This window comes from Steroidobacter denitrificans, from assembly GCF_001579945.1.
Classification (GTDB): Bacteria; Pseudomonadota; Gammaproteobacteria; order Steroidobacterales; family Steroidobacteraceae; genus Steroidobacter; species Steroidobacter denitrificans.
The window spans coordinates 1898410-1922969 of sequence record NZ_CP011971.1 but is presented as its reverse complement, the minus strand read 5'-3'; the positions used below and the strand labels follow the sequence as shown (position 1 = coordinate 1922969).

At 61.2% G+C, this 24560-nt stretch carries 30 protein-coding genes and 4 tRNA genes; 18 read left to right on the top strand and 16 right to left on the bottom strand.

Annotation, left to right across the window (positions count from 1 at the left end; genetic code table 11):
* Positions 1 to 48: 48 nt before the first annotated feature.
* Entirely contained in the window at positions 49 to 1179 is a 1131-nt protein-coding gene (locus tag ACG33_RS08800) for a phage major capsid protein (RefSeq protein WP_066920451.1), read from the top strand.
* 122 nt (positions 1180 to 1301) lie between these two features.
* On the opposite strand, the gene ACG33_RS08795 is transcribed toward ACG33_RS08800, so the two are convergent.
* Positions 1302 to 1532: a hypothetical protein gene (locus ACG33_RS08795; RefSeq protein ID WP_066920449.1), complete on the bottom strand. Its 231-nt coding sequence runs from the start codon at positions 1530 to 1532 to the stop codon at positions 1302 to 1304.
* 152 nt (positions 1533 to 1684) lie between these two features.
* Between ACG33_RS08795 and ACG33_RS16105 the strand changes: the two genes are divergently transcribed.
* The 6 genes from ACG33_RS16105 (at position 1685) to ACG33_RS08770 (ending at position 3296) form a co-directional block, all read left to right on the top strand.
* Entirely contained in the window at positions 1685 to 1849 is a 165-nt protein-coding gene (locus tag ACG33_RS16105; RefSeq protein ID WP_157071722.1) for a hypothetical protein, read from the top strand.
* Positions 1846 to 2073, top strand: a complete 228-nt coding sequence (locus ACG33_RS08790; RefSeq protein ID WP_066920447.1) for a hypothetical protein — start codon at positions 1846 to 1848, stop codon at positions 2071 to 2073. Before ACG33_RS16105 ends, ACG33_RS08790 begins: the two co-directional genes overlap by 4 nt.
* A complete protein-coding gene (locus ACG33_RS08785; RefSeq protein WP_066920444.1) occupies positions 2070 to 2249 on the top strand; it encodes a hypothetical protein in 180 nt (59 codons plus the stop codon). Before ACG33_RS08790 ends, ACG33_RS08785 begins: the two co-directional genes overlap by 4 nt.
* Positions 2246 to 2596, top strand: a complete 351-nt coding sequence (locus tag ACG33_RS08780) for a hypothetical protein (protein WP_066920442.1) — start codon at positions 2246 to 2248, stop codon at positions 2594 to 2596. The genes ACG33_RS08785 and ACG33_RS08780 overlap by 4 nt, the downstream gene beginning before the upstream one ends.
* A 367-nt stretch (positions 2597 to 2963) precedes the next feature.
* Positions 2964 to 3054: transfer RNA gene (locus ACG33_RS08775), tRNA-Ser, on the top strand.
* A 41-nt stretch (positions 3055 to 3095) separates the two neighbouring features.
* Entirely contained in the window at positions 3096 to 3296 is a 201-nt protein-coding gene (locus tag ACG33_RS08770) for a hypothetical protein (protein WP_066920440.1), read from the top strand.
* Between the two features lie 48 nt (positions 3297 to 3344).
* On the opposite strand, the gene istB is transcribed toward ACG33_RS08770, so the two are convergent.
* Together istB and istA are read right to left on the bottom strand one after the other, a co-directional pair.
* The gene (gene istB / locus ACG33_RS08765; protein ID WP_066920027.1) at positions 3345 to 4103 is read right to left on the bottom strand and encodes an IS21-like element helper ATPase IstB; all 759 of its coding nucleotides are present in this window, start codon (positions 4101 to 4103) and stop codon (positions 3345 to 3347) included.
* Positions 4100 to 5638: an IS21 family transposase gene (gene istA, locus ACG33_RS08760; protein WP_066920024.1), complete on the bottom strand. Its 1539-nt coding sequence runs from the start codon at positions 5636 to 5638 to the stop codon at positions 4100 to 4102. The genes istB and istA overlap by 4 nt, the downstream gene beginning before the upstream one ends.
* A 400-nt stretch (positions 5639 to 6038) precedes the next feature.
* Here istA and ACG33_RS08755 point away from each other — a divergent pair, with 400 nt between their 5' ends.
* Positions 6039 to 6728, top strand: coding sequence for a hypothetical protein (locus ACG33_RS08755; protein WP_066920438.1), 690 nt, complete (start codon positions 6039 to 6041; stop codon positions 6726 to 6728).
* A 237-nt stretch (positions 6729 to 6965) separates the two neighbouring features.
* Here ACG33_RS08755 and ACG33_RS08750 read toward each other — a convergent pair whose 3' ends face one another.
* Both ACG33_RS08750 and ACG33_RS08745 read right to left on the bottom strand, forming a co-directional pair.
* Positions 6966 to 7394 (bottom strand): hypothetical protein, encoded by a 429-nt coding sequence (locus tag ACG33_RS08750; RefSeq protein ID WP_066920436.1) that lies wholly within the window; start codon positions 7392 to 7394, stop codon positions 6966 to 6968.
* A gap of 11 nt (positions 7395 to 7405) precedes the next feature.
* Positions 7406 to 7660 (bottom strand): type II toxin-antitoxin system prevent-host-death family antitoxin, encoded by a 255-nt coding sequence (locus ACG33_RS08745; RefSeq protein ID WP_066920434.1) that lies wholly within the window; start codon positions 7658 to 7660, stop codon positions 7406 to 7408.
* Positions 7661 to 7866: 206 nt separating this feature from the next.
* Between ACG33_RS08745 and ACG33_RS16100 the strand changes: the two genes are divergently transcribed.
* Positions 7867 to 7949: transfer RNA gene (locus ACG33_RS16100), tRNA-OTHER, on the top strand.
* 55 nt (positions 7950 to 8004) lie between these two features.
* On the opposite strand, the gene ACG33_RS08740 is transcribed toward ACG33_RS16100, so the two are convergent.
* Positions 8005 to 8484: a carboxymuconolactone decarboxylase family protein gene (locus ACG33_RS08740; protein WP_066920432.1), complete on the bottom strand. Its 480-nt coding sequence runs from the start codon at positions 8482 to 8484 to the stop codon at positions 8005 to 8007.
* The gene (gene ric / locus ACG33_RS08735; RefSeq protein WP_066920430.1) at positions 8484 to 9176 is read right to left on the bottom strand and encodes an iron-sulfur cluster repair di-iron protein; all 693 of its coding nucleotides are present in this window, start codon (positions 9174 to 9176) and stop codon (positions 8484 to 8486) included. Before ric ends, ACG33_RS08740 begins: the two co-directional genes overlap by 1 nt.
* 263 nt (positions 9177 to 9439) lie before the next feature.
* Here ric and ACG33_RS17050 point away from each other — a divergent pair, with 263 nt between their 5' ends.
* Positions 9440 to 9904 carry an RrF2 family transcriptional regulator gene (locus ACG33_RS17050; protein WP_066920429.1) on the top strand — a complete coding sequence of 155 codons (465 nt, stop codon included), beginning with the start codon at positions 9440 to 9442 and terminating at the stop codon, positions 9902 to 9904.
* A gap of 10 nt (positions 9905 to 9914) precedes the next feature.
* Here ACG33_RS17050 and ACG33_RS08725 read toward each other — a convergent pair whose 3' ends face one another.
* Entirely contained in the window at positions 9915 to 11324 is a 1410-nt protein-coding gene (locus ACG33_RS08725; RefSeq protein ID WP_210398981.1) for a saccharopine dehydrogenase C-terminal domain-containing protein, read from the bottom strand.
* A gap of 190 nt (positions 11325 to 11514) precedes the next feature.
* Between ACG33_RS08725 and ACG33_RS08720 the strand changes: the two genes are divergently transcribed.
* Together ACG33_RS08720 and ACG33_RS08715 are read left to right on the top strand one after the other, a co-directional pair.
* Complete coding sequence (locus ACG33_RS08720) at positions 11515 to 12069, top strand: SixA phosphatase family protein (protein WP_066920425.1); 555 nt, start codon at positions 11515 to 11517, stop codon at positions 12067 to 12069.
* A 103-nt stretch (positions 12070 to 12172) separates the two neighbouring features.
* Positions 12173 to 12248 (top strand) — tRNA-Ala (locus tag ACG33_RS08715).
* Positions 12249 to 12503: 255 nt separating this feature from the next.
* On the opposite strand, the gene ACG33_RS08710 is transcribed toward ACG33_RS08715, so the two are convergent.
* The 5 genes from ACG33_RS08710 to ACG33_RS08690 all read right to left on the bottom strand — a co-directional run bounded on the left by ACG33_RS08710 (position 12504) and on the right by ACG33_RS08690 (position 16418).
* The gene (locus ACG33_RS08710) at positions 12504 to 13160 is read right to left on the bottom strand and encodes a PaaI family thioesterase (RefSeq protein WP_168160052.1); all 657 of its coding nucleotides are present in this window, start codon (positions 13158 to 13160) and stop codon (positions 12504 to 12506) included.
* A gap of 67 nt (positions 13161 to 13227) precedes the next feature.
* The gene (locus ACG33_RS08705) at positions 13228 to 13881 is read right to left on the bottom strand and encodes a class II aldolase/adducin family protein (protein ID WP_066920421.1); all 654 of its coding nucleotides are present in this window, start codon (positions 13879 to 13881) and stop codon (positions 13228 to 13230) included.
* Positions 13878 to 14990 carry an S-methyl-5-thioribose-1-phosphate isomerase gene (mtnA, locus tag ACG33_RS08700; RefSeq protein WP_066920419.1) on the bottom strand — a complete coding sequence of 371 codons (1113 nt, stop codon included), beginning with the start codon at positions 14988 to 14990 and terminating at the stop codon, positions 13878 to 13880. Before mtnA ends, ACG33_RS08705 begins: the two co-directional genes overlap by 4 nt.
* A gap of 7 nt (positions 14991 to 14997) precedes the next feature.
* On the bottom strand, positions 14998 to 15528 hold the full coding sequence (locus ACG33_RS08695; RefSeq protein WP_210398980.1) for an adenine phosphoribosyltransferase: 531 nt from the start codon (positions 15526 to 15528) through the stop codon (positions 14998 to 15000).
* Entirely contained in the window at positions 15525 to 16418 is an 894-nt protein-coding gene (locus ACG33_RS08690) for an S-methyl-5'-thioadenosine phosphorylase (protein ID WP_066923091.1), read from the bottom strand. The genes ACG33_RS08695 and ACG33_RS08690 overlap by 4 nt, the downstream gene beginning before the upstream one ends.
* A 116-nt stretch (positions 16419 to 16534) precedes the next feature.
* On the opposite strand from ACG33_RS08690, the gene ACG33_RS08685 reads away from it, so the two are divergent.
* The 4 genes from ACG33_RS08685 (at position 16535) to ACG33_RS08670 (ending at position 18572) form a co-directional block, all read left to right on the top strand.
* Positions 16535 to 17236 carry a c-type cytochrome gene (locus ACG33_RS08685; protein ID WP_157071720.1) on the top strand — a complete coding sequence of 234 codons (702 nt, stop codon included), beginning with the start codon at positions 16535 to 16537 and terminating at the stop codon, positions 17234 to 17236.
* A gap of 221 nt (positions 17237 to 17457) precedes the next feature.
* Positions 17458 to 17811, top strand: a complete 354-nt coding sequence (locus ACG33_RS08680; RefSeq protein ID WP_066923088.1) for a DUF488 domain-containing protein — start codon at positions 17458 to 17460, stop codon at positions 17809 to 17811.
* Between the two features lie 126 nt (positions 17812 to 17937).
* Positions 17938 to 18363: an OsmC family protein gene (locus ACG33_RS08675; protein WP_066920413.1), complete on the top strand. Its 426-nt coding sequence runs from the start codon at positions 17938 to 17940 to the stop codon at positions 18361 to 18363.
* A gap of 136 nt (positions 18364 to 18499) precedes the next feature.
* Positions 18500 to 18572: transfer RNA gene (locus ACG33_RS08670), tRNA-Arg, on the top strand.
* Positions 18573 to 18606: 34 nt separating this feature from the next.
* Here ACG33_RS08670 and ACG33_RS08665 read toward each other — a convergent pair.
* Positions 18607 to 20181: a CoA-acylating methylmalonate-semialdehyde dehydrogenase gene (locus ACG33_RS08665; RefSeq protein WP_066920411.1), complete on the bottom strand. Its 1575-nt coding sequence runs from the start codon at positions 20179 to 20181 to the stop codon at positions 18607 to 18609.
* Between the two features lie 251 nt (positions 20182 to 20432).
* On the opposite strand from ACG33_RS08665, the gene ACG33_RS08660 reads away from it, so the two are divergent.
* Positions 20433 to 20816, top strand: coding sequence for a carboxymuconolactone decarboxylase family protein (locus ACG33_RS08660; RefSeq protein WP_066920409.1), 384 nt, complete (start codon positions 20433 to 20435; stop codon positions 20814 to 20816).
* Between the two features lie 61 nt (positions 20817 to 20877).
* Here ACG33_RS08660 and ACG33_RS08655 read toward each other — a convergent pair whose 3' ends face one another.
* Positions 20878 to 22053, bottom strand: a complete 1176-nt coding sequence (locus tag ACG33_RS08655) for an acyl-CoA dehydrogenase family protein (protein ID WP_066920407.1) — start codon at positions 22051 to 22053, stop codon at positions 20878 to 20880.
* Between the two features lie 55 nt (positions 22054 to 22108).
* Positions 22109 to 23308, bottom strand: a complete 1200-nt coding sequence (locus ACG33_RS08650; RefSeq protein WP_066920405.1) for an acyl-CoA dehydrogenase family protein — start codon at positions 23306 to 23308, stop codon at positions 22109 to 22111.
* Positions 23309 to 23592: 284 nt separating this feature from the next.
* Between ACG33_RS08650 and ACG33_RS08645 the strand changes: the two genes are divergently transcribed.
* Positions 23593 to 24453: an IclR family transcriptional regulator gene (locus tag ACG33_RS08645; RefSeq protein WP_083536626.1), complete on the top strand. Its 861-nt coding sequence runs from the start codon at positions 23593 to 23595 to the stop codon at positions 24451 to 24453.
* The last annotated feature ends 107 nt before the right edge of the window (positions 24454 to 24560 follow it).

Sequence of the window (24560 nt, the reverse complement as noted above, 5' to 3'; positions counted from 1 at the left end):
AATCGGTGATCACTCGAATCATCAACACCGTTTCTGGAGACACACATCATGAACGACGAAGAACGCAAGAAGTTCATCGAAGCCGTCAAGGAGGCGCTGGCCGCGAAGCTGAAAGCGGCCGGTATCACGGACGAGAATTTCATCGCCGGGATCAAGGGACGCCTCGACGCGCTCGAACAGATCGTCGCGGACGGCGGCACGGGGCGCAGGCTCTCTGCGCCGGGCATCGCCAACCCGTTCGACGGCGAGTTCGCCACCCGCGTGAAGGCGATGCACGACGGCGATTCCAAGCTGGCGAGCTTCGCCCTCAAGGGCATGTCGATCAAGCGGCTGAAGGCGCTGGTCAACCTGCCGGAGGGCGGCGGCTCCAACGGCTTCCCGACGCAGCCGCAGCGCGGTCCCACCGTCGGCCCGGCCGTCGCGCCGCTGACGCTGGTGGACCTGCTGCCCTCGACCCCGGTCGGCGGCGAAAGCTACGAGTATGTTCAGCTCACGAGGACGCCGAACGTCGGCGTGCAGCAGAGCGAGGGCGACCAGAAGAACGAGACGGAGTTCGACGCGAACCTCGTCACGACGAAGATCGCCACCGTCGCGCACTGGACCCACGCGAGCCGACAGGTGCTGGCCGACAACACGCAGTTGTCGAACATCCTGAGCGGCATCCTGAACATCGACGTGATGGCCAAGTACGAGGACCTGCTCATCAACGGCAACGGCACGACGGACAAGATCCACGGGCTGGTGCCGCAGGCGAGCGTGTTCGCGCACACGAAGTCGCACCCGGTGGATCGCCTGAGCGAGGCCATCGCCGCGATGTGGGCGACGGGGTACGTGGCGCAGGCGGTCGTGCTCAACCCGCTGGACTGGAGCGACTTCGAGACGGAGCGCGCCGACTCGGGCGACGGCCAGTACGTCGCGGGCGGATGGGGCAACCCCGCCGCGCCGAGCGTCTGGCGTCTGCCTGTCGCGCGGGCGGCCGGGCTCGCGGAGGGCACGGCGCTGATCCTCGACACGCGGCGCATCACGCTACTGGATCGACAGTCGGTGACGACCGCGGTGAGCAGCGAGGACCGGGACAACTTCATCAAGAACCTGGTGACGTTGCTCGCCGAGATGCGCGGCGGCCTGGCCGTCTACGACACCGGCGGCGTGGTGAAGGTGGACCTGACGGGCACCTGACGGGATTCGCCCTGACGAGGGCGGGCAGCGACGAAAAGGCCGGGGCGTCATTTCCTCTTCTCCCGGCCTGATCTCCTTGAACCCGACGCCGTGCCGGGAGTCGCGCAGCACGGCAACCTTCATCAGAGCAATCCCGCCAGCGTCCTGCGGCCCTTCTTCCCGAGCAGCCCCATGACGCCGGCCTTGAACCTGCCGCCCCGCGCCCGGTTGAAGCGGCCGACCAACCGCATGAGCATCTCGGCTCGCGGCGAGTCCGCGTTCAGCTCGCCCTCGATCGCCGCTAGCAGCTCCGCCTCGCTCATCCGGTCCAGCCGTCCGAGCACGTCCGCGTAGGACCCAGGTCGCTTCGCCATTGTCGCCGCCTCCGAGTTAGGTTGATACCGTCGGCGAGTCTACACATTTTCACAGAATTACAAAAACTGTTGTACTTCGGGCTGTGACGCGCAGCACTGTTGAGCCTCATGGTCGGGGAAGGTCCCCGGCCTCCATCGGAGAGGTATCCACCATGAAGGCGAAGCAGAACCAGTCCCAGGCCGCGTTGATCCGAAGCCTGCTGGCCAAGAAGGTCCCCGTCGAGAAGATCGTCGAGCGCGTGAAGAAGGCGTGCGGCGGCGAGCCGACCGTGGGCTACGTCAACTGGATCGCGGCGAAGAAGGTGAAGGCGTCATGAGCGCCCGCGTCGGCTATCAGATGGCGCGCGCAGTCGGGATCGTCGCAGCTCATCCCGGATGCACGAAGCGCTTCGTCGCGGTCCGCCTGCATCCGGCAGCGGCGAGTGGGCGAAACAACGCGCTCGGCTACGACCCCATCAACCGCGCCATCAGCGCCGGCTTGATCAACGCGACGTACAGCCGCGGGCGGTATTCACTGCGTGCGGCAGGGAGGCGGTCATGAGCGCCGCGCGTCTGTTCTGCGAGGCGCAGGCGATGGCGGCCCTGCTGCACGAGGCGGCGCAGTTGAGCGAGGACGCCGGGCTGCCGGCCAACGCGCAACGCTACCGCATGGCCGCCGACCTGATCGAGCGGCTGGCGCAGCGCCTCCCGATCTTCACGCTGAGGGCTCCGCTGTGAGGCTCGGTCGGATCGAGGTGGCGGCGCTCGAATACTTCCGCCGCACGAAGGTCTCGGCCGACCTCACTCGCTCGGAGTTGCGCAACGGCTGCGTCACGCTGCGCGACTCTCAGGGCAACACCCTCATCGAGGTCATCGAGGGCATCAGCGCGGAGAGCATCACGATACGGGGCGCAGTGAACTTCGCGAGCGTGCCCGTGTTTCGCATCGAGCTGCGGTGCTGGTACTGCGAGCGGCGGTGCTTGCGGTCGAGCGAGACGTTCACGCCGGGCGAGATCTTCGAGTGCCCGAGGTGCGGGAGCGGCAACGTCGTCCCCACCGACCCGATGCGGGCGAGCCGCGAGTAGGTGCGGCGTTCACGAAGGCCGGCTCTGGTGGACGGGGCCGGCCTTTTTCGTGCCCGGCTCCCGGGGCTACCCTCGCCGGCCCGGATCGTCACGGAGCCTCCCAGCCCCTAGCCACATCAGGGGCCCGGGGCTAGGCCTCCCGGAAAACGCTCTCCGGAGCCCCTGAGACGATGCCCTCCGGGCCGGCTTGAGGCCCAGGGCGAGGCCCCATGCCAGCGCGGTTGCAACGGGAGTTGCACCCGGGCCTGAAAGCCTAGTTTTCACGGCGTTTTCACACGCTTTGGCACTCACGCGATTCATGCACTTGCGTGGTGGTACGATGCGTCTGTGGGTGGATTGGGATTCTTGAAAACAAGGATATAGCTGTGGTGGGGTGGCCGAGTGGTTTAAGGCAGTAGTCTTGAAAACTACCGAAGATTCAACGTCTTCCGTGGGTTCGAATCCCACCCCCACCGCCAACCCAAGAACACGAAAAACTTTAGCCCAAAGGAAATAAGAAATGGCTGAACCTGCTGCCACCGAAACGCTTCTGGGTTTGCCTGCAATTTGGTCCGGAATAGTCGTCGCAGGTATCGCCCTATTGGGCACCATTGTGGGTGCCGTCGCCACCAACATCGGCGCAACGAGGCGTCTCAAACTTCAACTCGATCACGACACAGCTGCAGGATTTCGTGCATTGGACCCGGCCGATTTCCTCTGATTGGACCCACCTTGGATGGGTTGCCGGCGGAGCCGCTGGCGAGGACTTTTACGCGTCCTTTTTGCGCGAAGCAAGTTTCTTGGCTTTGACACCGCGATAGCTCTCGCCGGTGAGCCCGATGGTGAGCGCGCAGTGCTGCAGTCGATCGAGGATAGCATCGGCGATCACGGTATCGGCGATCACCTCGCTCCAGTGAGCCAGCGGCAACTGGGAGGTGAACACGACGGACTTGCTGATCGATCGCTCTTCCAGGATCTCGCATAGGTCCTGAGCCTCAGTGGCGGTCAGTTTGCGACTGCCCATCTCATCGAAGATGATTAGATCGAACTTGGCGAGCTTGTCACGATAGCGAAGATACGTGCCGCTGGAGCGTGCGAGATTGAGATTCTCGAGCCACTTGGTGATGCTGGTGAACATGACGGATTTTCCGTTGGCGCAGGCGTGCAGTCCGACAGCCTGTGCGATGAAGGTCTTCCCGACGCCGGTCGGCCCAATGAGCATCAGTGGCCGCGCGTCCTCGAGCCAGTCGAGGCTGTAGATCTCTTTGATCTGGGTGCGGGTGATCGAACGTTTCGCGGTGAAGTCGAAGTCTTCGAAGGCCGGACGATCACGGAACCTGGCGGCTTTGATGCGATTGGCGGTTTTTCGCTTCCGGCGGTAATCAACTTCCGCTTGCACCAACTGATTGAGCAGTTCGCCGCCACTGAGCTGATCGCGGGCGGCTTGGGCGAGCGCATTCTCCAACACGCCGAGCATGCCGAGCAGTTTCATTTCAGCCAGCTGATTCTTCACGATAGCAATACTCATAGGGGTAGATTCTCCTGGGCCGCAGTACAAGAGAGGGAAGGTTCGTCGGCGGTCTGCAGCGCCGCACCACTGACGTACCGGAGCATGGGATTGCCGGGCTTGCGCACGATGTCGCGCTCGGCCTGAGGATTCATCGATTGTTTACGCGCCTGAGCGAGCAAGTCCTTGAAGTAAGGAACGCGGATCCGGTTATAGCGGCGCATGGCGGCAATCGCCGCGGCGATGCGTACGCTGGCGAGTTCGTGACCGACGAGGTTGATCTCTTTGGTACAAGCCGAGACCAAGCCCATGGCGCGACGGATATGCGCAAAGACGTCTTCGTTGAACAATTCGACGAAGAGCGCGTTGAGATCGGCGTGGATAAAACGCGACTGTGATAGCAACCGCTGCGGTGTCGCCTCGTAATAGGCATCGGAGTTCGGCGGGAAGTGTTCCTTGATCTTGATGCGTTGGCCGGTTTTCATGCGGCAGCGTGGATGGACCGCCAGACGTTCCAAGTTCAGGAAGATCTCGACCTGATTGTCGGTAAGCTTGATTCGTAGCGTTTTATGACGATGGATGTGCGGCGCGCTGTAGTAATCGCCTTCCACGGCAAGAAAGCAATCGGGATGGAGTTTCGCCTCCTTCCACTCGCCATCATCGTACTCGGTGGTCGGCAATGCCTTCAGTGCGGCCTTCTCGATGGTCTCGAAGCGCTCGCGACGTGAGACGCCAAAACGACGGTGCTGCTGGTCATTGATCCGCTCGAGGCATACCATGAGTGCTCGATTGATCTCGGCAATGGAGGTAAATCGCGAGTGACGAAAGCGGAAGCGAAAGTAGCGACCGAGGATTTTTACGAGTCCCTCGACGATCGCCTTGTCCTTCGGCTTTCTGACGCGCGCTGGAACAATCGCGGTTGAGAAGTGCGCGGCCATGTGCGCGTAATCTTCATTCAGATCGGGATCGTACAAGTGACACTTGACGACGCCTTGCCGCAAACAATCGGGCACCGTGACGTGAGGTACGCCGCCGTAATAGGCGTACATGCGTCGATGGCTGGCGATCCAGTTGCGACTCTTCATGTCCTGCGCCGCCCAGGCGAACAGCAATTGGCTGAAGCCCAAGCCGGACACGAACACGTAGGCTTTGTGGATCTCGCCGGTCTTGATCTCGTACCACTCGATCGGCTCGCCAGCGTAATCGACTTCAACCCGCTCGGCGGGCTCGAACGTCCGTGCGGTGACGCTGGCGTCACGACACTGCGGGAACTTGCGATAGAACTGCTTCCAGAAGTTCGAGTACGTCGTCAGCGTCTGCGCTTTTTCCTCCCAGATGAACTTCAGCGGATGACCGAGTCCCAGATCGTGAATGATCACCGGCCAGTCCAGCTGCGACATCCACAACGGATCCGGACTCGCTGCGATAGCATGCGTCACGCGCACGCCATCGCGGATCTCGCGCACCAGGCGGCGTGAACAACGCAATGCGCTCGCGATCTCGCGCACGCTGCGACCCTCGGCGAGCCGTCGTTTGATTTCTTCATATCTCTGCACCGTCAATTCCCTCCGCGCCACCCAACTCTCCCCGTGCGAACAAATGCACGACGATAAGCGGACTGGGCTGTGTGAGCGGGCCGAAGCCCGCGTCTGGGGTGTGAATTGCGGAACGACGCTCGCCGTAGAAGGCGCTGGCGCCACGATCGAGCGCCGGGGTGGGGCTCGGGGCTACCCCCGAAAAGGATATCGTCTGGGTTGACATCGCCGTTTCGCTCCTGAGGCCGCGGCGGCACGCAACAACGCGTGCCGCCGGGCTCCAAAAGCGGCTCCGGCCGGTGGTCCCATTCCGAGGAAATTGGGTGGGTCCATTCCCAGGAAATCAGGTGGTCCCATTCCTAGGAAATCAGGGGGGTCCAATCACAGGAAATCCTGCACAGCGGAGAAAGCGAAGGAGCGGTTGCTCGCCCTGCGCCGAGAGTTGTATCTGAAAGCCGTAGACGCCAATGTCCGCGGACTCGCGTATTTCGGCGCCTTGCCTCAAGCGGATTTCAGCAAGCCAGACGCTGAATTGCCCATTCGGAACTTGCTGGCGGCGGGTGCGCAATTACAGCTTGTCGTTAGCCAGGGGACAGTGCAGCTAGTTAGCGATGTTATCTCGGCGTATGGCGAGTTGCAGATAAAGCTGATAGCGAAAGTGATGCCGATGCACAATCTACGCACCGACATTAATCTCAGCAACGCTCAGTATGAGAACGCGCAATCGGAGATAAAACGCGTACTCGCTCTGATGTCGAAGTTCAACGAATCTGGACAGCGAAATTCCGCGCAGTTCGAACGGTTTAATCGCTCATTTGAATTTGCGAGCAAGGTATCGAAGGAAGCGGCGGACGAGCGCTCTGCGTTCTGGGATCAAATGAATGCCCTTCACCGCCAGTATATGAAGGATCTGATGCCAGAAATAAAAACCCTAAGTGAGCTACAGATTCGTTTGCTGGTGGAATTACGTCGAGAACTTAATGTGGGCGGCGACATCGATATCTTCATGCGAATAATGCAGAAGCAAATGGAGCGTATGGAATGCGCGGTTGCCGAATTCGACAGCAACCTCTACGCCACCGATAAACCCAACGATAGTTCGACTGGCTAGCTCATCAAGCTCTATTCCCGCGCGCTCATTGCAGTATGCGCGCATGTGGCTATCCCCATACAGTCGGCCCAGCAACTATTACTTATCGTTTTGAGTCGCTCAGTGTGCTCATGACGTGAGCCCGTACCGACCATCGGAGGTCAACGGTATGCGCGGTCTGTATCGGTGGGTGACATCTGCCGGATCGGGCAGTTCGGGTTCTGATGCGTGCCTGGCCGCCGTTCAGCCCCTCACTTGTCAGGTGCGGTTCACTGCTTCGCTCTTCTTCTCTCGCGCCAAGGCCACCAGCCGGGCCTTAATCGTCGCGAACAGACCCGGAGGAATGAATCCGTACGCGTAGAGGTCGGGCCTGCCGGGTAGTGGCGCCAGGCCGGCATTGGGCCACTCATCGACGTTGTACTCCGAGACTACGATCCAGCTTGGCGCATCGTCCAAGCCGATGGCCTTCCGGACCTTCGCCGGAATCTCAACGGCTACGGTATCTCCAAGAGGCGGTGAGTGTGTGATCGGCAGCAGAACCACGAAGCGCGGTTTCGTATCACTGTCGCTCGCCACGACGAGGCAGGCGGGGCGCTCCTTTCCTTGTATGCGTCCTGCTGCCGCTTCTCGGGACCACAGGTAGTCGTAGCGAACCACCAGTCCCGGGGAGGGTTCGGGAATGGTCATTGCGGCAGCGATTATTTCAGTAGTTCGTCAAGCGTCGCGTGCTGAGGGGCCATCTCCGCTCGTTCGATGGCGTTGAGTACGACATTCGGTGATTCGGAGGCGTGGTGGGTGCGCTTGGCGGCCGCGACCAGCCAATCGTAGTGGTCGGCCGACATGAGCACGAATTCCCGGCGGCCGTGCCGTGTGATTTCCACGGGTTCCCGTTGGGCCTGGTGCTGGAATTCGCCAAAGCGGCGCTGAAACTCCAGAGCGCTTGCTTGAGCCATGTCTAAATTCCTCTGTAGGAGAATCACCGTATTATACGTACAATACGTAAATTGGCAAACGTGCTCCAGAGACTGGAATGGCAGAGCCGAAGGCGAGAACTGTAGGCGACACGTACCCGGATGCTTGGAAGTCGAAACTTCCGAGTCCCGGTATGGGTGCAACCTGGAGCTGGTTGAACCGATTGTGGCGCTGTATTCGCCGTATTGGAGCGTGGCCCAATAGGTACAGCCCTTGAAAACAGGCGACCCTTTACAGGGTCTGTGAGTTAGAATCTCACCGTCTCCGCCATTCAGGCCACCTGGTACTCTTGCCAGAGTCATCAAACCAGAGTCGTCGCGATCCCTCAGGCCGGTCTGGCCTTGGCTGCTGGTTTGCTCGGCACCGGATGTTGCTGGCGCGAACTCACGGCAATTCTGTTCCAGACGTTGATCATGCTGATGGCGATGGTGAGCTGGGCGATCTCGGCCTCCGAGAAAACGGCTCGTACCGCTGCAAATGCAGCGTCCGGAATGCCGGTTTGGGCTACCAGCGTGACGCTCTCGGTCCATTCCAGGGCGGCTCGAGTCCTGTCGTCGAAAAGAGAGGATTCGCGCCAAACCGCCACATGGTGCAGTATCATTGGATTTACTTCGTCGGCCAAAGACTCCTTGACGTGAAGGTCGACGCAGTAGGTACATCCATTGATTTGCGAGGCGCGCAGCCGAACCAGATGCAGCAACTGGGCATCGAAGCCCGATTTTCTTACGGCATCTTCAAGCTCAACGACGGCATGAAAAAGCTCTGGAGCGAGCTTGGCGACATTCATTCTGGATTGCGTACTCATCAGACTCTGCTCTCCATTGTCGCGAAGCGTGGGAACAAGATGTTGTTTTCCAGGTGGATGTGCTCCGTCAAGTCTTCGGCGAGCCTGGCGGCACCGACATAAAGCGCCTGCCAGGAACGACAGGCCTCTGCAGGCAGCGTGAAGTTGTCGGTAACGTTCTCCAGTCGATGCACCAGCGTGCCGTGGCTCTCATGGTCGTGACGCAACTCACCGATTGCGGCGCCGATCCCGCTGTTCGTCGACTGGCGTATCGCCGGAAACAGCACCGTCTCTTCCTTGACGATATGCTGCCGCAGCTCGCCCTCTATCTGCTGCAATACATCGGCAAGCCCTGCCGGTGCCCGTGGATGGCCTCGATGCACGGTTTCCACCTTGCGCGACAGCGCGATCAACTCAGGTAGAACGCGGCGATACGCTTCATGATAATGAGTTTGAATGTGATCGATCAGTTCGTCACTGCTCATGCCGGTCGGTACGGCGCCTGTTCCAGGATCGACGCTTAGCGTCTCCAATGCCTGCTCCACTTCGCTGAGCTCGAGACCGCCCCGTCGCGCAGCGTCTTCGAGCGTGAGTTCGCCGCTGCAGCAAAAGTCGATTCTGAACTTGCGAAAGACCGCGGTAGCGCCGGGCAGTGTGGCAGCAATGTTGCCAACGGTACGTGTGCGCAATGCCTCTGTATTTTGAATGGCCATCGTCGGAACTCCAGGCTGGCAAGCAAGGAAAAAAGTCGTTGCGGCCGTTTCAGGCCGCAACGACAGGCGGCACCGTCACCATGCGTAACCGATCAGCCGCGAGGCAGCATGCTTCGAACTGCCGGCGCTTTTTCGTCATGAAACATTACGTTCGATAGGTCAGGTGAACCGGGAACAAATAGACAGCTGAATCCAGTAAAGGTATTTACAATACTAGTTTAGGACCGAGAATATGCATTGTAAATACCAATTTAAGGAGCCTCATGCGCCTAGCGGCCTTCACCGATTACGGATTACGCGTCCTGATGCGGCTCGCCGATACACCGGATGAGCCTCTGACGACCTCGGGTATTGCCCAGCAATTCCGGATTCCATACAACCACCTTGCCAAGGTGGTGCGGGATCTGGCGCGTGGCGGTTTTATCCTGACCCAGCGTGGTGCCGGCGGCGGTATGCGGCTTGCGCGCCCGGCAGACACCATTATGCTGGGTGAAGTCGTACGCTATCTGGAACAGCGCTATGCGCTCACGGAATGCTTCCGCGCCGATGGTGGTGCTTGCGTTCTTACGCCTCATTGCCGCCTTCGGCCCCGGCTTGCTGCCGCTTATCAGGCTTTCCTGGCGGAATTGGATAAAACCAGCATCGCCGCCTGTGCCTTTCCGGGGCCGGCTGCCGGTATCCAAGGCGGCGCAAAGGACAGGGCGCGAAAAACGGGTCTTAAAGGATAGCGAGCGACGTTCAGCCGCGCCATTGGCGCGCGCGCGCATTCTCCAACTGCCAGGGTCGATCGACATCCAACATTTCTTCGAACAGTTCGCCGCGGCCCTGCAGCGGCGTCCAGTCGGTGAATTCGCCGACCATCCGTCCGAGGTAAGGAGTCGCCACTGCCATGCAAAATTCGTAGTCCATGTCATCGGGCTCCACCAGCCCGCGGCGCGGATTGTGGATTGCCCACATGATCCCGGTCAGCGCTCCGGCAACGACCTGGATGCTGGTGGCATTGGCATAGGGGACGTGCCGGCGCGCCTCCTCGATGGTCAACTGGGAGCCGTACCAGTAGGCGTTGCGAGCATGACCTGCCAGCAGGACGCCCAATTCATCCATCCCGGTGACGATGTCTGGTCCTAGGCGCCGTTTGTGCTGCTGCGGCTGCCAGCCGCTGCCTTCCAACTCCAGCATCGACAGCACGGCGTCGTCGCAGGGATGGTAGACATACATGACGGTCGGGCGATATTTGAAATCGGCACCGTCGCGTAATGACAGCAGGTCGGCGATCGAAAAGACTTCGTCATGCGTCATCAGTACACCCTGAAAACCGCCGCTGGAGGGAGTCCAACTACGGGCGAAGGTGGCCGCTCCCGGACGATTCAGGTACATCGTACCTGAGCCGCGCCGGTGGAATTGTGCGGCCTTGGGACGGCGTTTTTCCGCCGTACCCAAGGAGATCTCCGAAGGCTGCATCGCCTCGTCCACCAGACCGTCGACCGACCAGGTATTGACGAATTCCCCGGGACGTTTGGGCCGGTCGCTGGCTTGGGTATCACGCTCCGAGATCTGGATCAAGTTGATGCCCAGTTCCTGGGAGAGCAGTGCCCATTCCTCGGGGCAAGTCGGCGTGCCTCGCGGGTTGCCCAGCGCGGCCTTGAGATCGAGCATGGCCTTCTTGACGAAATGGGAGACCAGGCCGGGGTTTGCGCCATGATCGACGACGGCTGTCGGTGCGTCGCGGCCTAGTTCCCGCGACAGCTGCAATGCGCGTTCGCGGATCATGAAATTGGTCCGCTGACGCAGATCCAGCATGGGGTTGTCGAACACCCCAGGCCAGGGTTCTATTGATGTATCAACATAAAGAGCACCGTTCTCACTGGCATATCTGACTAGGTCCAGGCTGGAAACATCGACCGACAGGTTGAGCAACAGGTCTCCGGGACGGATATGTTCCCCGAGAATGCGGCGGAAGCTGCGTGGTTTCAGGTGCGCGTGTATGAAATTCGCACCATTCTCCTGAGCGATGCATCGGCCTGCCTCATCGGCGGACAAGACGACGATCTGGCCCGGCCCAAGTGTCAGGTGCCGATGTAGCAGTGGCAGAATTGCCTGGCCGATGCTGCCGCAGCCGATCATCACGATACGTCCCGAAAATTCCACAGTGTTGTCTCCTGTGCGGCCTCTTCGGCCGCGGCTCGTTCAAGCTTGACGGGAGATAGTACCCCGTAATGGGGAGAAGGGCCTTGCAGGGCCCATCTTGCAGGAGCTGTTATGGGGGATGATTCGAGTCGTATCGACGAGAGGATGCGCGGCGGTAGTCGTTCCCGGCGCGAGTGTTTATCATGAATGGATGCAACGCGACCTCGACAAGCTGCGCCGCAGGCCGTTCTTTTTCCCCCTGGTGCTGCCGGTCCTTCTTTTGATCATGCTTGTCATGGCCGCGGCATGGCTGTTCGATGCGCGAGCGACGACAGTCGTGTTTGTCGTCAGGCATGCGGAGATCGAGCGGAGCGCCGATCCGGATCCTCCGCTCAGCCAGCAGGGACGAGAGCGTGCGATCCGCCTGGCGAAGATGTTGGCCCACGCCCGGCCGGTGCGCGGCATTGATGCGATTTTTGCCTCCGAGTATCGCCGCACGCATCAGACGGCGACGCCGCTTTCCGAAGCCTTGGGGTTACCGGTCAATTTGGTGCCATCGCCGATTTGGGACGAGCTGGCACGCCGAATCAAGCACGAGCATCGCGGCGAGTACGTGCTGGTCGTGGGGAGTACCGATACAGTACCGCAGTTGATCGAGGCCTTGAGTGGCGAGAAGCTATCGCTGAGCGACGATGAATACAACGCCATGTTCGTCGTCTTCGTGCCGCAGATCTCGAAAACCAAGGTCGTGCGGCTGCAGTACTGAGGGCGTCGACTCGGCACATGGCGGATAGCGGCCTTTGCCGAAATTTTTGCGGAGCGTCTTGCCAGCCCGGGGGGCGATGCTACAATTCATCCCTTCCTTCGGTGGGGCCGTAGCTCAGCTGGGAGAGCGTCTCGTTCGCAATGAGAAGGTCAGCGGTTCGATCCCGCTCGGCTCCACCAATCACACCGCCGACCGTTTTCGGTCGGACGATTTCGTTTCTGAATTTCACTCGCTTCAGGCTTGCAGTGTTTACCGATGTGACGTATCCGCCGGCACTGGCGGGTACGCCGGAATGGGACGCCCTGTAGTGCAGGCAGGCAGGCGATCGAGCATATCTGCTGGCCCGGTATGGCGGCATCGGCGTCGGCCGATCATGGGCTGTACCGGCTAAAAGTGGCGGTAAGCCGCGCGAATCAGGCGACAATGGCACCGGTTCAGCGCGAGGCTAGAAAGACTCCGTCCGCCTCGGCGCACAGGGTCTCGCCGGCATATAACCGACCCACGCAGAATATCTTGCGTCCCGAGATGCGCTGCACGCGCGCTTCGCAGTGGAGTTCGGTGTGTAGTGGGGTCGGTACGCGGTAGCGGATGGTGAGGGTTCCCGTCATGCCCGGCAGCGACGTGAGCGACTGGGCGTAGCCGAGCAACTCATCGAATACCGCCGCGATGCAGCCGCCGTGTGCACAACCTGGTGGACCCTCGTAAGCAGTACCGAAGCGCAGTCGTCCCCGCAGCGTGTTGCCGTCCAAGGTGAGTTCGAGCGGCGGCGAGATGGGATTGGATAGGCCGATCAGCGGACTGAAGTCGATCAGAGCGTGCTTGTCCATTGGTGTCGCGGTATCGGCGATGTCGTCCCGCTTGCGCCGTCGCGGATGAGCGCCAAGTTGCGCTGCCAAGTGCTGAAGCGTATCGGCAGCCTCGCGCAGTTCGCTTTCCGGCGTATCCGCAACCGTCAAATGTTCGATGACGGTGCGCATGATGCTCGCCAGTCGGCGTCGCTCAGCCCAAATACCCGTGACAGGTGCTTCGCTGGCGTCAGTCGGCAAAAGAAAATACTGGGATAAGGCGCTGCCATCGAGCGGCTCGTTCATGCGTTCCTCCATTCGATAAAGCCTGGCATGCTGATCTCAACCTCTCCGGGCGATACCGGCAGCATGCTTATCGTGTGTATCCATAGTCCGCGAATTGCGCATGGACCCGTTGCATCTCGGCGGTGTCGAGCACGATGGGTTCAAGATGGGCGGCCAGCAAAAGCAGATACTGGCGCGCCAGATTCTCGATTTCGACAGCGATATTCAGGGCTTCCTCGAGGTCTTCGCCGACGCCGACGACGCCGTGATTGGCAAGAAGCACGGCCTTGCGATCCTCGAGCGCTCCTAGCGCGTATGCTGCGAGCTGCTCCGAGCCGAAGGTAGCATAGTCTGCGCATCGTACTTCGGAGCCGCCAGCTACCGCGATCATGTAGTGAAAGGCCGGCAGGCTGCGCCGTGCGCACGACAGCGCCGTGGCATGCGGACTGTGGGTGTGCACGATCGCTTGTACTGTCGGGTGCGCTGCATAGATCGCCTGGTGCAGCGGTAACTCGGTGGAAGGCCGGTATCGTCCGGCACGTACGCTGCCGGCGCCATCGAGTTCGACGATGTCTTCCGGCTGCATCGCCGGATAAGGCACCCCGGAGGGCGTAATCAGAAGGCCGTCACCCAGGCGTGCCGAGACGTTTCCTGATTTGCCGGGTGCGAGCCCGGCGGCGTACAACGACCGAGCGCCCGCGCAGATCGCCGTGCGCAGCTCCTCACCTCTGGTAATCGTCATGCGCCAGCCCGCCGCGCCTCGCTGCGCTCCGGATAAAGTGCCGCAAGACCGGCGTAATCCGCCGCTGCCACGCCTCGTTCGGTAATAATGCCGGTGATCAGGCGCGCCGGCGTTACATCGAAAGCAGGATTTGCTGCAGTCGCATCGGTAGGCGCGATGCGTACCTCGATTCTGCGGCCGCGCTCGTCCAGACCCGCTAGATGCGTGACTTCCCGTGCCGGGCGATTTTCGATGGGAATTTGTGCAAGCCCGTCGTTTATGCTCCAGTCGATGCTCGAGAAAGGCAGGGCGACATAGAAGGGCACATCATTGTCGCGTGCCGCAAGTGCCTTGAGATAGGTGCCGATCTTGTTCGCTATGTCACCTCCGGCGGTGGCTCGATCACTGCCGACGAGGCAGACATCGATCTGACCTTGCTGCATGAGATGTCCCCCGGCGTTGTCGACGATCAGCGTGTACGGTATGCCGTGGGCTCCGAGTTCGAAGGCGGTGAGAGCCGCTCCCTGGTTGCGCGGCCTTGTCTCATCGACGTACACGTGCACGGGCAGACCATCCTCGTGTGCGGCATAGATAGGGGCGAGGGCAGTGCCCCAGTCTACGCAGGCGAGCCAGCCGGCATTGCAATGTGTGAGTACATTCAAGCGCCGGCCCGGTGAACGTGCGGCGAGTGCCTGCAGCAGCTTTAAGCCATGCCGGCCGATCATTTCGCAACAACGCACATCCTCCTCGGCGATGGCCCACGCCTCAGCGTATGCCTGCGCGGCGCGCGCACCCGGAGCGAGCGGCTGCAGTGTTTCACTCATGCGAGCGAGTGCCCAGTGCAGATTGACGGCCGTGGGCCGCGTGGCTCCGAGCGTCGTCATCGCCCGGCGCAGCGAGGCGTTTCCCGGATCGGTGCGCATCGCAAGCGCCACTCCGTAGGCAGCCGTAACACCGATCAGCGGCGCGCCGCGCACAGTCATTTCGCAGATGGCCTGTGCGGCATCCTCCAGACTCTGTAGGCGCCGTAGCTTAAAGGTGAAGGGTAGCAGCGTCTGATCGATGATCTCGACCGAGCAGCCGTCCGCCGCGAGCGCAATGGTGCGATAGTGCCGACCGGCGATCCGCATGGGAGGCTCAGTGCCCCTCGAAGCCGACCAGGGTGCGTACCGGTACTCCCATGTCACGCAGGCGCTGCACGCCGCCGAGCGCCGGCAGGTCGACGATGAAACAGGCGGCGAGCACCTCTGCGCCGATGCTGCGCAGCAGTTTCACCGCAGCCGTGGCGGTGCCACCTGTGGCTATGAGGTCGTCGACCAGAATCACGCGCTCGCCGGCCAGCACCGCGTCACTGTGCATCTCCATTTCGTCCAGGCCGTACTCGAGCGAGTAGGTCACGCGCACCGTCTGGTGCGGGAGCTTGCCTTTCTTGCGGATGGGTATGAAGCCGGTCGAAAGCTGGTGGGCCACTGCACCGCCTATAATGAAGCCACGCGCCTCGATGCCCGCGATCTTGTCGATTTTTAACCCGGCCCAGGGCTGCACGAGTTCATCCACTGCGCGGCGGAAGGTGCGCGCATCACCGAGGAGCGTGGTGATGTCGCGGAATTGAACGCCGGGCTTCGGGTAATCCGGGATGGTGCGGATGGCGTTCTTGAGATCGATCACGACAGATCCTTGGATCCAGGCCGCAGTACGCGTCCCGCCACGGCATCGAGCCTGGCGAGCAGATCGGGATCGCGCGCTTCGGGCGCAGTGACTATGGCGTCGTCAAGTGCGCGATCGGAACCCGCAGGGCAGGATTCGTGCACTTCGGGGAAATCAGCCGCGAGCCGCATGATGAGCCGCTGGGCACGGCTGCGATTGGCCTGCATGGCGCGCACCACCGCCGCCACGTCGACTTTCTCGTGCTCCGGATGCCAGCAGTCATAGTCGGTGACCATGGCGATCACGGCATAGGTGATCTCCGCCTCGCGCGCAAGCTTGGCTTCGGGCATGGAGGTCATGTTGACGACGTCGCAGCCCATTGCCTTGTAAAAGTTCGACTCGGCGAGCGTCGAGAACTGCGGTCCTTCCATGCACACGCAGATGCCGCCGCGATGGACCATGATGTCTTCCGCCTGGGCGGCCAGCGCGATCCGCTCCTGCAGGCGCGGGCCGATGGGATGAGCAAAGGGAATGTGCGCAACGCAGCCGTTGCCGAAAAACGAGTTTTCGCGCCCGAAGGTCCGATCGATGAAATCGTCCACCAGCACAAAGCTGCCGGGCGGCAGTTCTTCGCGGTATGAACCACAGGCGGTGAGCGAGACGAGATCCGTAACGCCGGCGCGCTTGAGCGCATCGATATTCGCACGATAATTCACGCCGGAAGGCGCAATACGATGTCCTGGGCCATGCCGGGAGAGAAATACCACGTCGGTTGTACCGATACGTCCGAATCGCAGCAGGTCCGAGGGTTCGCCCCAAGGCGTCGATAGCCGCTGCTCGCGCAATTGCTCGAGGCCAGGCAGATCATAGACACCGGATCCTCCAAGGATTCCGAGAACCGAGCGAGTCATGCAATTGATTCCATGGTGTGGTGCAGTATAGACGCGCCGCCGGCGGCCGCATATTGCCTCGGTCACCGGGAGGCCGCCGCCGATCTTTACCGCAGTGGACGCCGGCATGGACTTCCTTGAGTGATGTTCATTCCGCCCTGTACAGCAGGCCGGTTCTGGGGAAAACTTCTGTACAGCACATTGGGGATTTCCCCTTCGTGCACGATATTTCTAAAGTCAGGGAGCAAGCTATGAAATTTGGCATTATGAAATTTGACATTATGAGGCGTGGCATGGCGGGTGCGATGCTGCCGGCTATGCTGGCCGCACTGCTCGTTGCGCCGGGTTGTGCAAAAAAGGAATCTGCCGCCACCGATCAGACGGCAAGCGTGCCGCCCGGCGCTGCGTCGCTGGAGCCGGCGGATACACCGCAGGCGACGGCATCTGAGGCAACTGGACCCGAGGCCACCGCAACTGAGACGACGGATGATGCGGCCGCCCCGGCGGCCGAGGTTTCCGCCACTCAGTCAGCAAGCAGCACCGCGGCGGGTGAGAAGGTATTCAAGGCGTACTGCGTGACCTGTCATGGACTCAAGGGCAAGGGCGATGGCCCGGCTGCGGCTGCCCTGAATCCGAAGCCGGCGAATTTCTCGGTCGGCGCATTCAAGTACGATGTCAATGGTAATGGTACGAAGGGCGACATCGAGGATATCAAGGCCATCGTGCACGACGGCGCCGCGAAGCATGGCGGTTCACCTCTGATGGCTCCTTGGCCGACGATTCAGCCCGAACAACTGCAGGCGGTCGCCGAATACGTCAAGTCACTGCACGGCGCCTGAGCGGCCCGTGCGCCGTGCCGCTGCTGTTCGGGCGGGGCAGTGGCGGTACGGCAGACCGCCTGGTGGTTTGTTGCTGTCCCGTCTCTGCACGTTCCCGGAGCTTGGAAGTCGCGATCGACAAGCATGCATCGCTCCCGAGACGACTGGCAATGCGCAATATTCCGGCTTGCAGCCGTCTTGCGCAGCCGTCATGTTATGGATGGACGCAGCTGCGGGGAGCCATGTTCAGGATCAAACGAGTTTATGAGCCGCGAACGCGAAGCGATGGACAACGCTTTCTGGTAGAGCGGCTGTGGCCGCGCGGTATCAAGAAGGAGGCGCTGGCGCAGGATGCATGGATCAAGGAAGTGGCTCCCAGTACGCAGTTGCGCCAATGGTTCGGGCATCGTGTCGAGCGCTGGGAGCCGTTCATGCAACGTTACCGGCACGAATTGGACGCCAACCAGGATGCATGGAAACCGCTGTTGGAGGCAGGCCGCCACGGTACGGTTACCCTGCTGTACAGCGCCCGGGATGTCGAACACAACGGAGCGCTGGTGCTGCGCGATTACCTTGCCGCGCGTGCGCACAGATGATGCCGGTGCAATCGTCGATCGATGTCTGCACAGGGAACTCTGCGTAGGCTACCCCAGGCCTGGTAATAGTGATCGCAGCCAGGCGATCCTACCGGCATATGTGTTTTATCCGACTCAGGAGCTGAAATGATCAAGAATGCATCGGCTGTATGGAAAGGTGGATTCAAGGACGGCGGCGGCACGATCTCGACCGAAACAGGCGTATTGAATAAGGCGCCGTATGGTTTCAAGGATCGCTTCGAGGACGGCAAGGGCACGAATCCGGAAGAACTGATCGGCGCGGCTCACGCCGGGTGTTTCTCGATGGCATTGTCGCTGATGCTGGGCGAGGCGGGCCTGACGGCCGAGAGCATCGAGACACGCGCAGCTGTGTCATTGGAGCAGATCGATGGCGGATTCACGATCACCGCGAGTCATTTGGACGTGGTTGCGCGGATTCCCGGTGCGGACCAGGCGAAGTTTCTGGAAATCGCCGACAAGGCCAAGACCGGCTGTCCGGTGTCGAAACTGTTGAAGGCCAAGATCACTATGGATGCCAAGCTGATTTCCTAGCGTCAAGCATAGGCCGTGATCAACGGATGGACGACAGCGATCAGTCCGACCCCGGATAATTTACCCATGCTGCTGGCCGGCATGTCCGGGGCGATCATGCAGATCCCGGTTCGCGCTGCTACAATCCGCCCGGCATGCCCCGGTAGCCCAGTGGATAGAGCGGTCGCCTCCTAAGCGACAGGTCGCAGGTTCGATTCCTGCCCGGGGCGCATGAAATCTGTTGTACGCATCGGCCGCGTCGTTCTATCGAGCAGTCGGCATCACGAATCCCGCATCGGTGCCGGTGTCCTTGTCGATGCTTCCGGGCCAGCGCTGCATGACGGATTTTTGCCGGGTATAGAAGCGTATACCTTCCTCTCCGTAGGCGTGCATGTCGCCGAACAGGCTCTTTTTCCAACCGCCGAAGCCGTGCCATGCCATGGGCACCGGAATGGGTACATTGATGCCGACCATCCCGACCTCGACGCGGCGGGCGAATTCGCGCGCAATGCGGCCATCGCGGGTATAGCAGGCGACGCCGTTGCCGAATTCGTGAGCGTTCACCAGTTCCAGCGCAGCTGCGAAATTCCTTACACGAACGCAGGCCAGTACGGGTCCGAAGATCTCTTCCTTATAGATCTGCATTTCCGGCGTGACATGATCGAATAAGCTGCCGCCGATCCAGAAGCCGTTTTCATGTCCGGGAACGCTGAACGGTTCGCCGGTATGCGGGTCGACGCGTCCATCCACCAGCAGCTTCGCACCGCTGCGTACGCCAGCGTCGATATAGCTGCGAATCCGCTCCAACGCCTGCAGTGTGACGACCGGCCCCATCTGGGCTTGTGCATCCATGCCGTTTCCGACCTTCAATTCCCGGGTGCGCTCGGCCAGAATCGGCATGAGCTTATCGGCCACCTCGCCCACCAGCACGGCTACGGAGATCGCCATACAGCGCTCGCCGGCGGAACCGTAGGCGGCGCCCATCAGGGCGTCCACGGCCGCCGCCAAGTCGGCATCGGGCATTATGACCATGTGATTCTTGGCGCCGCCCAAGGCCTGGACGCGTTTGCCGAGAGATGCGCCGCGCTGATACAGATGATGCGCAATCGGCGTGGAACCTACGAAGCTGAGCGCCTTGACATCGGGATGCTCCAGCAATGCATCTACCGCGGCCTTGTCCCCCTGGATCACGTTGAAGACGCCGTCCGGCAAGCCGGCGCGCGTGAGCAGCTGCGCCATGAACAGTGCGGCGGAAGGATCGCGCTCGCTGGGCTTGAGGATGAACGTATTGCCGCAGGCGATCGCGACAGGGAACATCCAGCAAGGCACCATGCATGGAAAGTTGAAGGGGCTGATACCCGCCACTACGCCGAGCGGCTGGCGCAGTGTCCAATTGTCCATACCCGTGGACACCTGGTCGCTGAAATCGCCCTTGAGCAGTTGCGGAATTCCACAGGTGAACTCGACGATCTCGATGCCTCGTGTGATCTCGCCTTGGGCATCGCTGAAGATCTTGCCATGCTCGCTGGTGATGATGGCGGCCAACTCGTCGCGATGCTGATTCAAGAGGGCAAGAAAGTTTGCCAGGACGCGTGCCCGGCGTACTGCCGGCGTGTCGGCCCAGTCCGGCCAGGCACGCTTCGCACTGGCAACTGCCTGGGTCACCTCCTGCACATCGCCCAGCGCCACATGGCGCGTCATCTTGCCGGTGGCCGGATCATAGACGGGGTGGCGCCGGCCGGCGCCACTTATTGCCCTGCCGTCGATCCAGTGCCCGACCAACTCGGCGGCGGTGTCTTCCGGAGCGATACTGGAGGCATGAGCGGGAGGCGCATTCATGGGAAAGTCTCAGCGATGGTGCAAGTCGATGGTGCAAGGGTTGCCTGGTCAGCATCCTGAGCCTTGCATGCCGCTGGCGCAACCGGTCCCAAGCCACTGCATTGCCGAGCGTCTCGGGCTGGAAGGACGGCGAGTATCCCGGTGATTTACCGGATGTCATCGATCCTGGTTCAGAGGCATGATGCATGCTGCCTGGATGCCGCGATGCATCCTGCCCAAGTCATGTATCCCGCACCAGGAGGAACGTCTTCATGCCTCACGATCTTTTTCCACACGCGACGCCCGAGCTGGCCGCGGTACGCAAGAATCTTGCACCGCATATCCATGATGCCTTTACCGCCTTCAGCGAACAGGTCTTCAAGGCTGGCGCGCTGCCTGCCAAGACCAAGCAGCTGATCGCCGTCGCGGTGGCGCACGTCACGCAATGTCCGTATTGCATTCGCGGTCATACGAAGGCGGCTCTGCGCGATGGCGCTACAGAGCAGGAGATTATCGAGGCCATCTGGGTTGCAGCCGAAATGCGTGCGGGTGGCGCCTATGCCCATTCCGCCCTGGCGCTGGATACGATTCGCGAGGTGAATGAACGCCGCTCGGGAGGCCGGCCATCCGGCGAACATCAGGAGCAAAAGATCTGAAGACAGGCCTGAAGACTGAATCGGCATGCGGCGGCATTCGCCGCCGCCGCAGTGTGGGGATTCAGCTGGAACCGGCCTGGATGAAACGCTGGATGTGATAGTCGGTGTCGCCGAAGCTCAGATCGATCGCGGTCAGACGCTTGAAATAGTGACCGATGATCAATTCATCGGTCATGCCCATGCCGCCGTGCAGCTGGATGGCCTGCTGGCCGATGTATCGGCCGGCCTGACCGATGAGGGCTTTGGCGGCGGACAGGGCGCGGCGGCGTTCGCCGCTATCCGCGTCGGTGCACCGGATCGCCGCCAGATAGCTCATCGATAACGCCTGCTCGCTATGCAGGAACATGTCGGCCATTCGATGCTGCAGCACCTGGAAGGAGGCGATGGCCACGCCGAACTGTTTCCGGTTGCGGGTATAGTCCACGGTCGCGGCGACGAGCGCCTTCATGATGCCGACCGCCTCGGCGCAAAGTGCGCTGATGCCCAGCTCGTGCGCAGCCTCGATGGCCGCGAACGCCTGGCCTTCGGCGCCCACCCGTCGGTGCGCCGGAATCTTTACGTGCTTCAGCTCGATATCGGCGGCGCGTTGACCGTCAAGGGTTCGATAGCCGGTCAGTTTCACGCCGGGCGTTTCAGGGTCGACGCGAAATATGCTGATGCCGTTTTCGCTGCGATCCCCGCCGACGCTACGCGCATCATCCTCGCCGGCGCTACGCGCCGAGATCAGCCATTCGTCGGCGGTGTCGCCGTGCATGATGACACTTTTATGTCCGTCCAGAATATAGTATCCGTCACCGGTTTTCGCGCGAGTGGCGACCCGGTCGAGTTCGCCGCGTGTGCCGGATTCCTGATGCGCCAGGACGATGATTCGCTCGCCGGCGGCGATGGCCGGCAGTAATTCGGCCGATGCGTTCTCGTCGCCGAGATGCGTCAGTAGGCCGGGGACGATGACTGCCGTGGCCAGATAGGGTTCCAGTACCAACCCCTCGCCGAGGGCGTTCATGGCCAGCATGACATCGACCGCGCTGGCTGCGGCGCCGGTACTCAGGCCGCCGTAGCGTTCCGGAATGGCCAGTGCAGTGATGCCGAGCTCCGCCAGCCGCTGCCAGATCTGGCGGCTCCAGCCCCGCGGTGATGCCAGGATGCCGCGCCGGGTTTCGAAGCTGTAGCTCTCGCGCACGAACCGGCGCAGGGTGTCCGCCAGCAGTTGCTGTTCTTCGTTGAAGTTGAAATCCATGGGCTGTGGTTCCCGTCCGGGGTTGACTACACCGGCGTTGATTACTCGTTAGTGCTCATAGTCCCAGGATCATCTGCGCTATGATATTGCGCTGGATCTCGTTCGAACCGCCGTAGATGGTGACCTTGCGCAGGTTGCAATAGGCGGCGGCGAGCGGAGCCGCGTAAGGCGGTCCGGCGATACTGCTGAGTGCGCCTTCCTCGGGCGATTGACGCTCGAAGGGCAAGGCGTAGGGGCCGACGGCATACATCATCAGTTCGCTGATCGCCTGCTGGATCTCGGTGGCCTTGATCTTGAGCACCGAGGCCTCCGGTCCTGGTGCCTGATTTCGGGATTCGGCCGACAAGGCGCGCAGGTTCGTGACCTCCAAGGCCATGAGATCGATTTCTACCTGTGCAATGCGTGCGGCGAACAAGGGATCCTCGATCAGCGGACGGTCGTTCTTGATCTCGCGTCCGGCGATCTGCTTGAGGCGTTTGAGCTCGCGTTTGCTGATGCCGACGCCGGCGATGCTGGTGCGTTCATGTCCCAGCAGGAACTTCGCGTAGGTCCAGCCTTTATTTTCTTCGCCGACCAAATTTTCCGCCGGCACGATCACGTTCTCGAACCATATTTCGTTTACTTCGTGCGCGCCGTCCAGGGTAATGATCGGTCGCACGGTGATGCCCGGTGTCTTCATGTCGATCAGCAGGAACGAAATGCCCTGTTGCTGTTTGGGCGCCTGCGGATCGGTGCGCACCAGGCAAAAGATCCAGTCGGCGTGTTGACCGAGCGTATTCCAGGTTTTCTGGCCGTTGACGGTATAATGATCGCCGTGGCGCTCGGCACGTGTCTTGAGCGAAGCCAGATCGGAGCCGGCGCCGGGTTCCGAATAGCCCTGGCACCACCAGTCCTCGGCTTTGAGGATGCGCGGCAGAAAACGCTCCTGTTGGGCCGGTGTGCCGAACCTCATGATCACCGGTCCTACCATTTGCAGGCCGAAGGGAATCGTGCGCGGCGCACCCGCCATCGCCGCTTCTTCGTCGAAAATATGCATTTCGACCGGTCCCCATCCCGGACCGCCGAATTTAGCGGGCCACCCCGGAGCGCCCCAGCCTTGCTCGAAAAGAATTTTTTGCCAGCGCGTGTAGTCCTGCGGCTCGAGCGGCTGGCCGTTCTTGACCCTGCGGCTGATGTCACCGGGCAACCGGTCGTTCAGGAAGCGACGAACTTCATCGCGAAAAGCCTGCTGCTCGGGAGTGAAGTTCAGGTCCATGAAAACCCCAGGCGCTTCGATCAAGATTGTAAATTCTGCTATGCAGAGCTTAGGTCTTCCTAGCAGATCCGACTGTCGCGTAGACGATGATAGGGTGTTTCAGATGACGTCTACAAGCCGCAGAATTCGCAATCTCTATGGCAATTGTGATAGTTTTCTGCGGAATATCAGCCTGCAAAGCAGAATCATGCGGCTGCCGAGGCAATTCTCCAACAACCTACCGCACTTCGATTCGGGTGATCTTACCTTACCGGTAGATTCCATATGGTTTTGAGCATCCGCAGATGACGCGAGCAACGGGTATCGACTCGCCGCAACCGTCCGGCGAGGCATCGCAGGACGCGGAGCGCATATCCACCGGCAAGTCCACCGGCAAGGCGGATCGGCATTTCGTCACTGCGCTGTCGCGCGGCCTGGAGGTGCTGGCCTGCTATCGAGATGGTGTCTGGCTGTTGGGCAACCAGGAAATCTCGGAGCGCTGTGCGTTGCCGAAATCGACGGTGTCGCGGCTGACCTATACGCTGACAAAGCTCGGCTATTTGCACTATGTAAAGGAGTTCGGCAAGTATCGCCTGGGCACGGCGGCTTTGGCGCTAGGCAGCGCCGCGTTGGGAAGATTCGAAGTACGCGACCTGGCGCGTCCGCTGATGCAGGAGCTCGCGGATGCCACGGGTACGCTGGTCGCGCTCGGTACGCGTCAGCGCCTGAGCATGGTGTATGTGGAGGTCTGCAAGAGCAATGCGGTGCTGGCGTTGAATCTGGATGTCGGCATGCGCTTGCCGCTGGCGACCTCGGCCATCGGCCGGGGTTACCTGTCGGTGTGCAGCGAGGCGGAACGCATCGATCTGCTGGACCAGATCAGGGAACTGGATCATGCGGCCTGGCCGACGCTCAAGGCGGGCATCGAGAAGTCGCTGGCGATCTGCCGGGAACTGGGCGTATGCGGCTCCTTCGGTGATTGGCAAAGCGACGTCAATGGCATCGCAATGGGCTTCAGGCCGGGCAATGGCCTGCCGCCGATGTCCATCAACGCCGGTGCACCGGCGTTCAAGGTGTCCAGGGAATATTTGCTGAACGACGTACGTCCGAAGTTGATGGCGGTCGTGCGCCGCATCGAAGAAGGTCTTGGTCAAACGCGCGGCTGACGCAGATGTGGCGTCTGTCCTCGTGTTGATGCCCGCGAAACCGCGCCCGGCAGGCGCCCTCACGGAGGCGAGCGGCCTGCTTTCGGGCCGGAATGAACCGTTCGCTG

Bases quoted from the DNA above. Each gene is read 5' to 3' on its own strand.
- ACG33_RS17050 (WP_066920429.1), top strand. From the start codon at position 9,440: ATGCGCCTAGCGGCCTTCACCGATTACGGATTACGCGTCCTGATGCGG.
- ACG33_RS08650 (WP_066920405.1), bottom strand. From the start codon at position 23,308: ATGGACCTGAACTTCACTCCCGAGCAGCAGGCTTTTCGCGATGAAGTT.
- ACG33_RS08795 (WP_066920449.1), bottom strand. From the start codon at position 1,532: ATGGCGAAGCGACCTGGGTCCTACGCGGACGTGCTCGGACGGCTGGAC.
- ACG33_RS08750 (WP_066920436.1), bottom strand. From the start codon at position 7,394: ATGACCATTCCCGAACCCTCCCCGGGACTGGTGGTTCGCTACGACTAC.
- ACG33_RS08770 (WP_066920440.1), top strand. From the start codon at position 3,096: ATGGCTGAACCTGCTGCCACCGAAACGCTTCTGGGTTTGCCTGCAATT.
- ACG33_RS08655 (WP_066920407.1), bottom strand. From the start codon at position 22,053: ATGGATTTCAACTTCAACGAAGAACAGCAACTGCTGGCGGACACCCTG.
- ACG33_RS08645 (WP_083536626.1), top strand. From the start codon at position 23,593: ATGACGCGAGCAACGGGTATCGACTCGCCGCAACCGTCCGGCGAGGCA.
- ACG33_RS08745 (WP_066920434.1), bottom strand. From the start codon at position 7,660: ATGGCTCAAGCAAGCGCTCTGGAGTTTCAGCGCCGCTTTGGCGAATTC.
- ACG33_RS08690 (WP_066923091.1), bottom strand. From the start codon at position 16,418: ATGACTCGCTCGGTTCTCGGAATCCTTGGAGGATCCGGTGTCTATGAT.
- ACG33_RS08720 (WP_066920425.1), top strand. From the start codon at position 11,515: ATGCAACGCGACCTCGACAAGCTGCGCCGCAGGCCGTTCTTTTTCCCC.
- ACG33_RS08660 (WP_066920409.1), top strand. From the start codon at position 20,433: ATGCCTCACGATCTTTTTCCACACGCGACGCCCGAGCTGGCCGCGGTA.
- ACG33_RS08785 (WP_066920444.1), top strand. From the start codon at position 2,070: ATGAGCGCCGCGCGTCTGTTCTGCGAGGCGCAGGCGATGGCGGCCCTG.
- ACG33_RS08665 (WP_066920411.1), bottom strand. From the start codon at position 20,181: ATGAATGCGCCTCCCGCTCATGCCTCCAGTATCGCTCCGGAAGACACC.
- ACG33_RS08800 (WP_066920451.1), top strand. From the start codon at position 49: ATGAACGACGAAGAACGCAAGAAGTTCATCGAAGCCGTCAAGGAGGCG.
- ACG33_RS08680 (WP_066923088.1), top strand. From the start codon at position 17,458: ATGTTCAGGATCAAACGAGTTTATGAGCCGCGAACGCGAAGCGATGGA.
- ACG33_RS08790 (WP_066920447.1), top strand. From the start codon at position 1,846: ATGAGCGCCCGCGTCGGCTATCAGATGGCGCGCGCAGTCGGGATCGTC.
- ACG33_RS08740 (WP_066920432.1), bottom strand. From the start codon at position 8,484: ATGAGTACGCAATCCAGAATGAATGTCGCCAAGCTCGCTCCAGAGCTT.
- ACG33_RS08710 (WP_168160052.1), bottom strand. From the start codon at position 13,160: ATGAACGAGCCGCTCGATGGCAGCGCCTTATCCCAGTATTTTCTTTTG.
- mtnA (WP_066920419.1), bottom strand. From the start codon at position 14,990: ATGCGGATCGCCGGTCGGCACTATCGCACCATTGCGCTCGCGGCGGAC.
- ric (WP_066920430.1), bottom strand. From the start codon at position 9,176: ATGGCCATTCAAAATACAGAGGCATTGCGCACACGTACCGTTGGCAAC.
- istB (WP_066920027.1), bottom strand. From the start codon at position 4,103: ATGAGTATTGCTATCGTGAAGAATCAGCTGGCTGAAATGAAACTGCTC.
- ACG33_RS08705 (WP_066920421.1), bottom strand. From the start codon at position 13,881: ATGACGATTACCAGAGGTGAGGAGCTGCGCACGGCGATCTGCGCGGGC.
- ACG33_RS08675 (WP_066920413.1), top strand. From the start codon at position 17,938: ATGATCAAGAATGCATCGGCTGTATGGAAAGGTGGATTCAAGGACGGC.
- ACG33_RS16105 (WP_157071722.1), top strand. From the start codon at position 1,685: ATGAAGGCGAAGCAGAACCAGTCCCAGGCCGCGTTGATCCGAAGCCTG.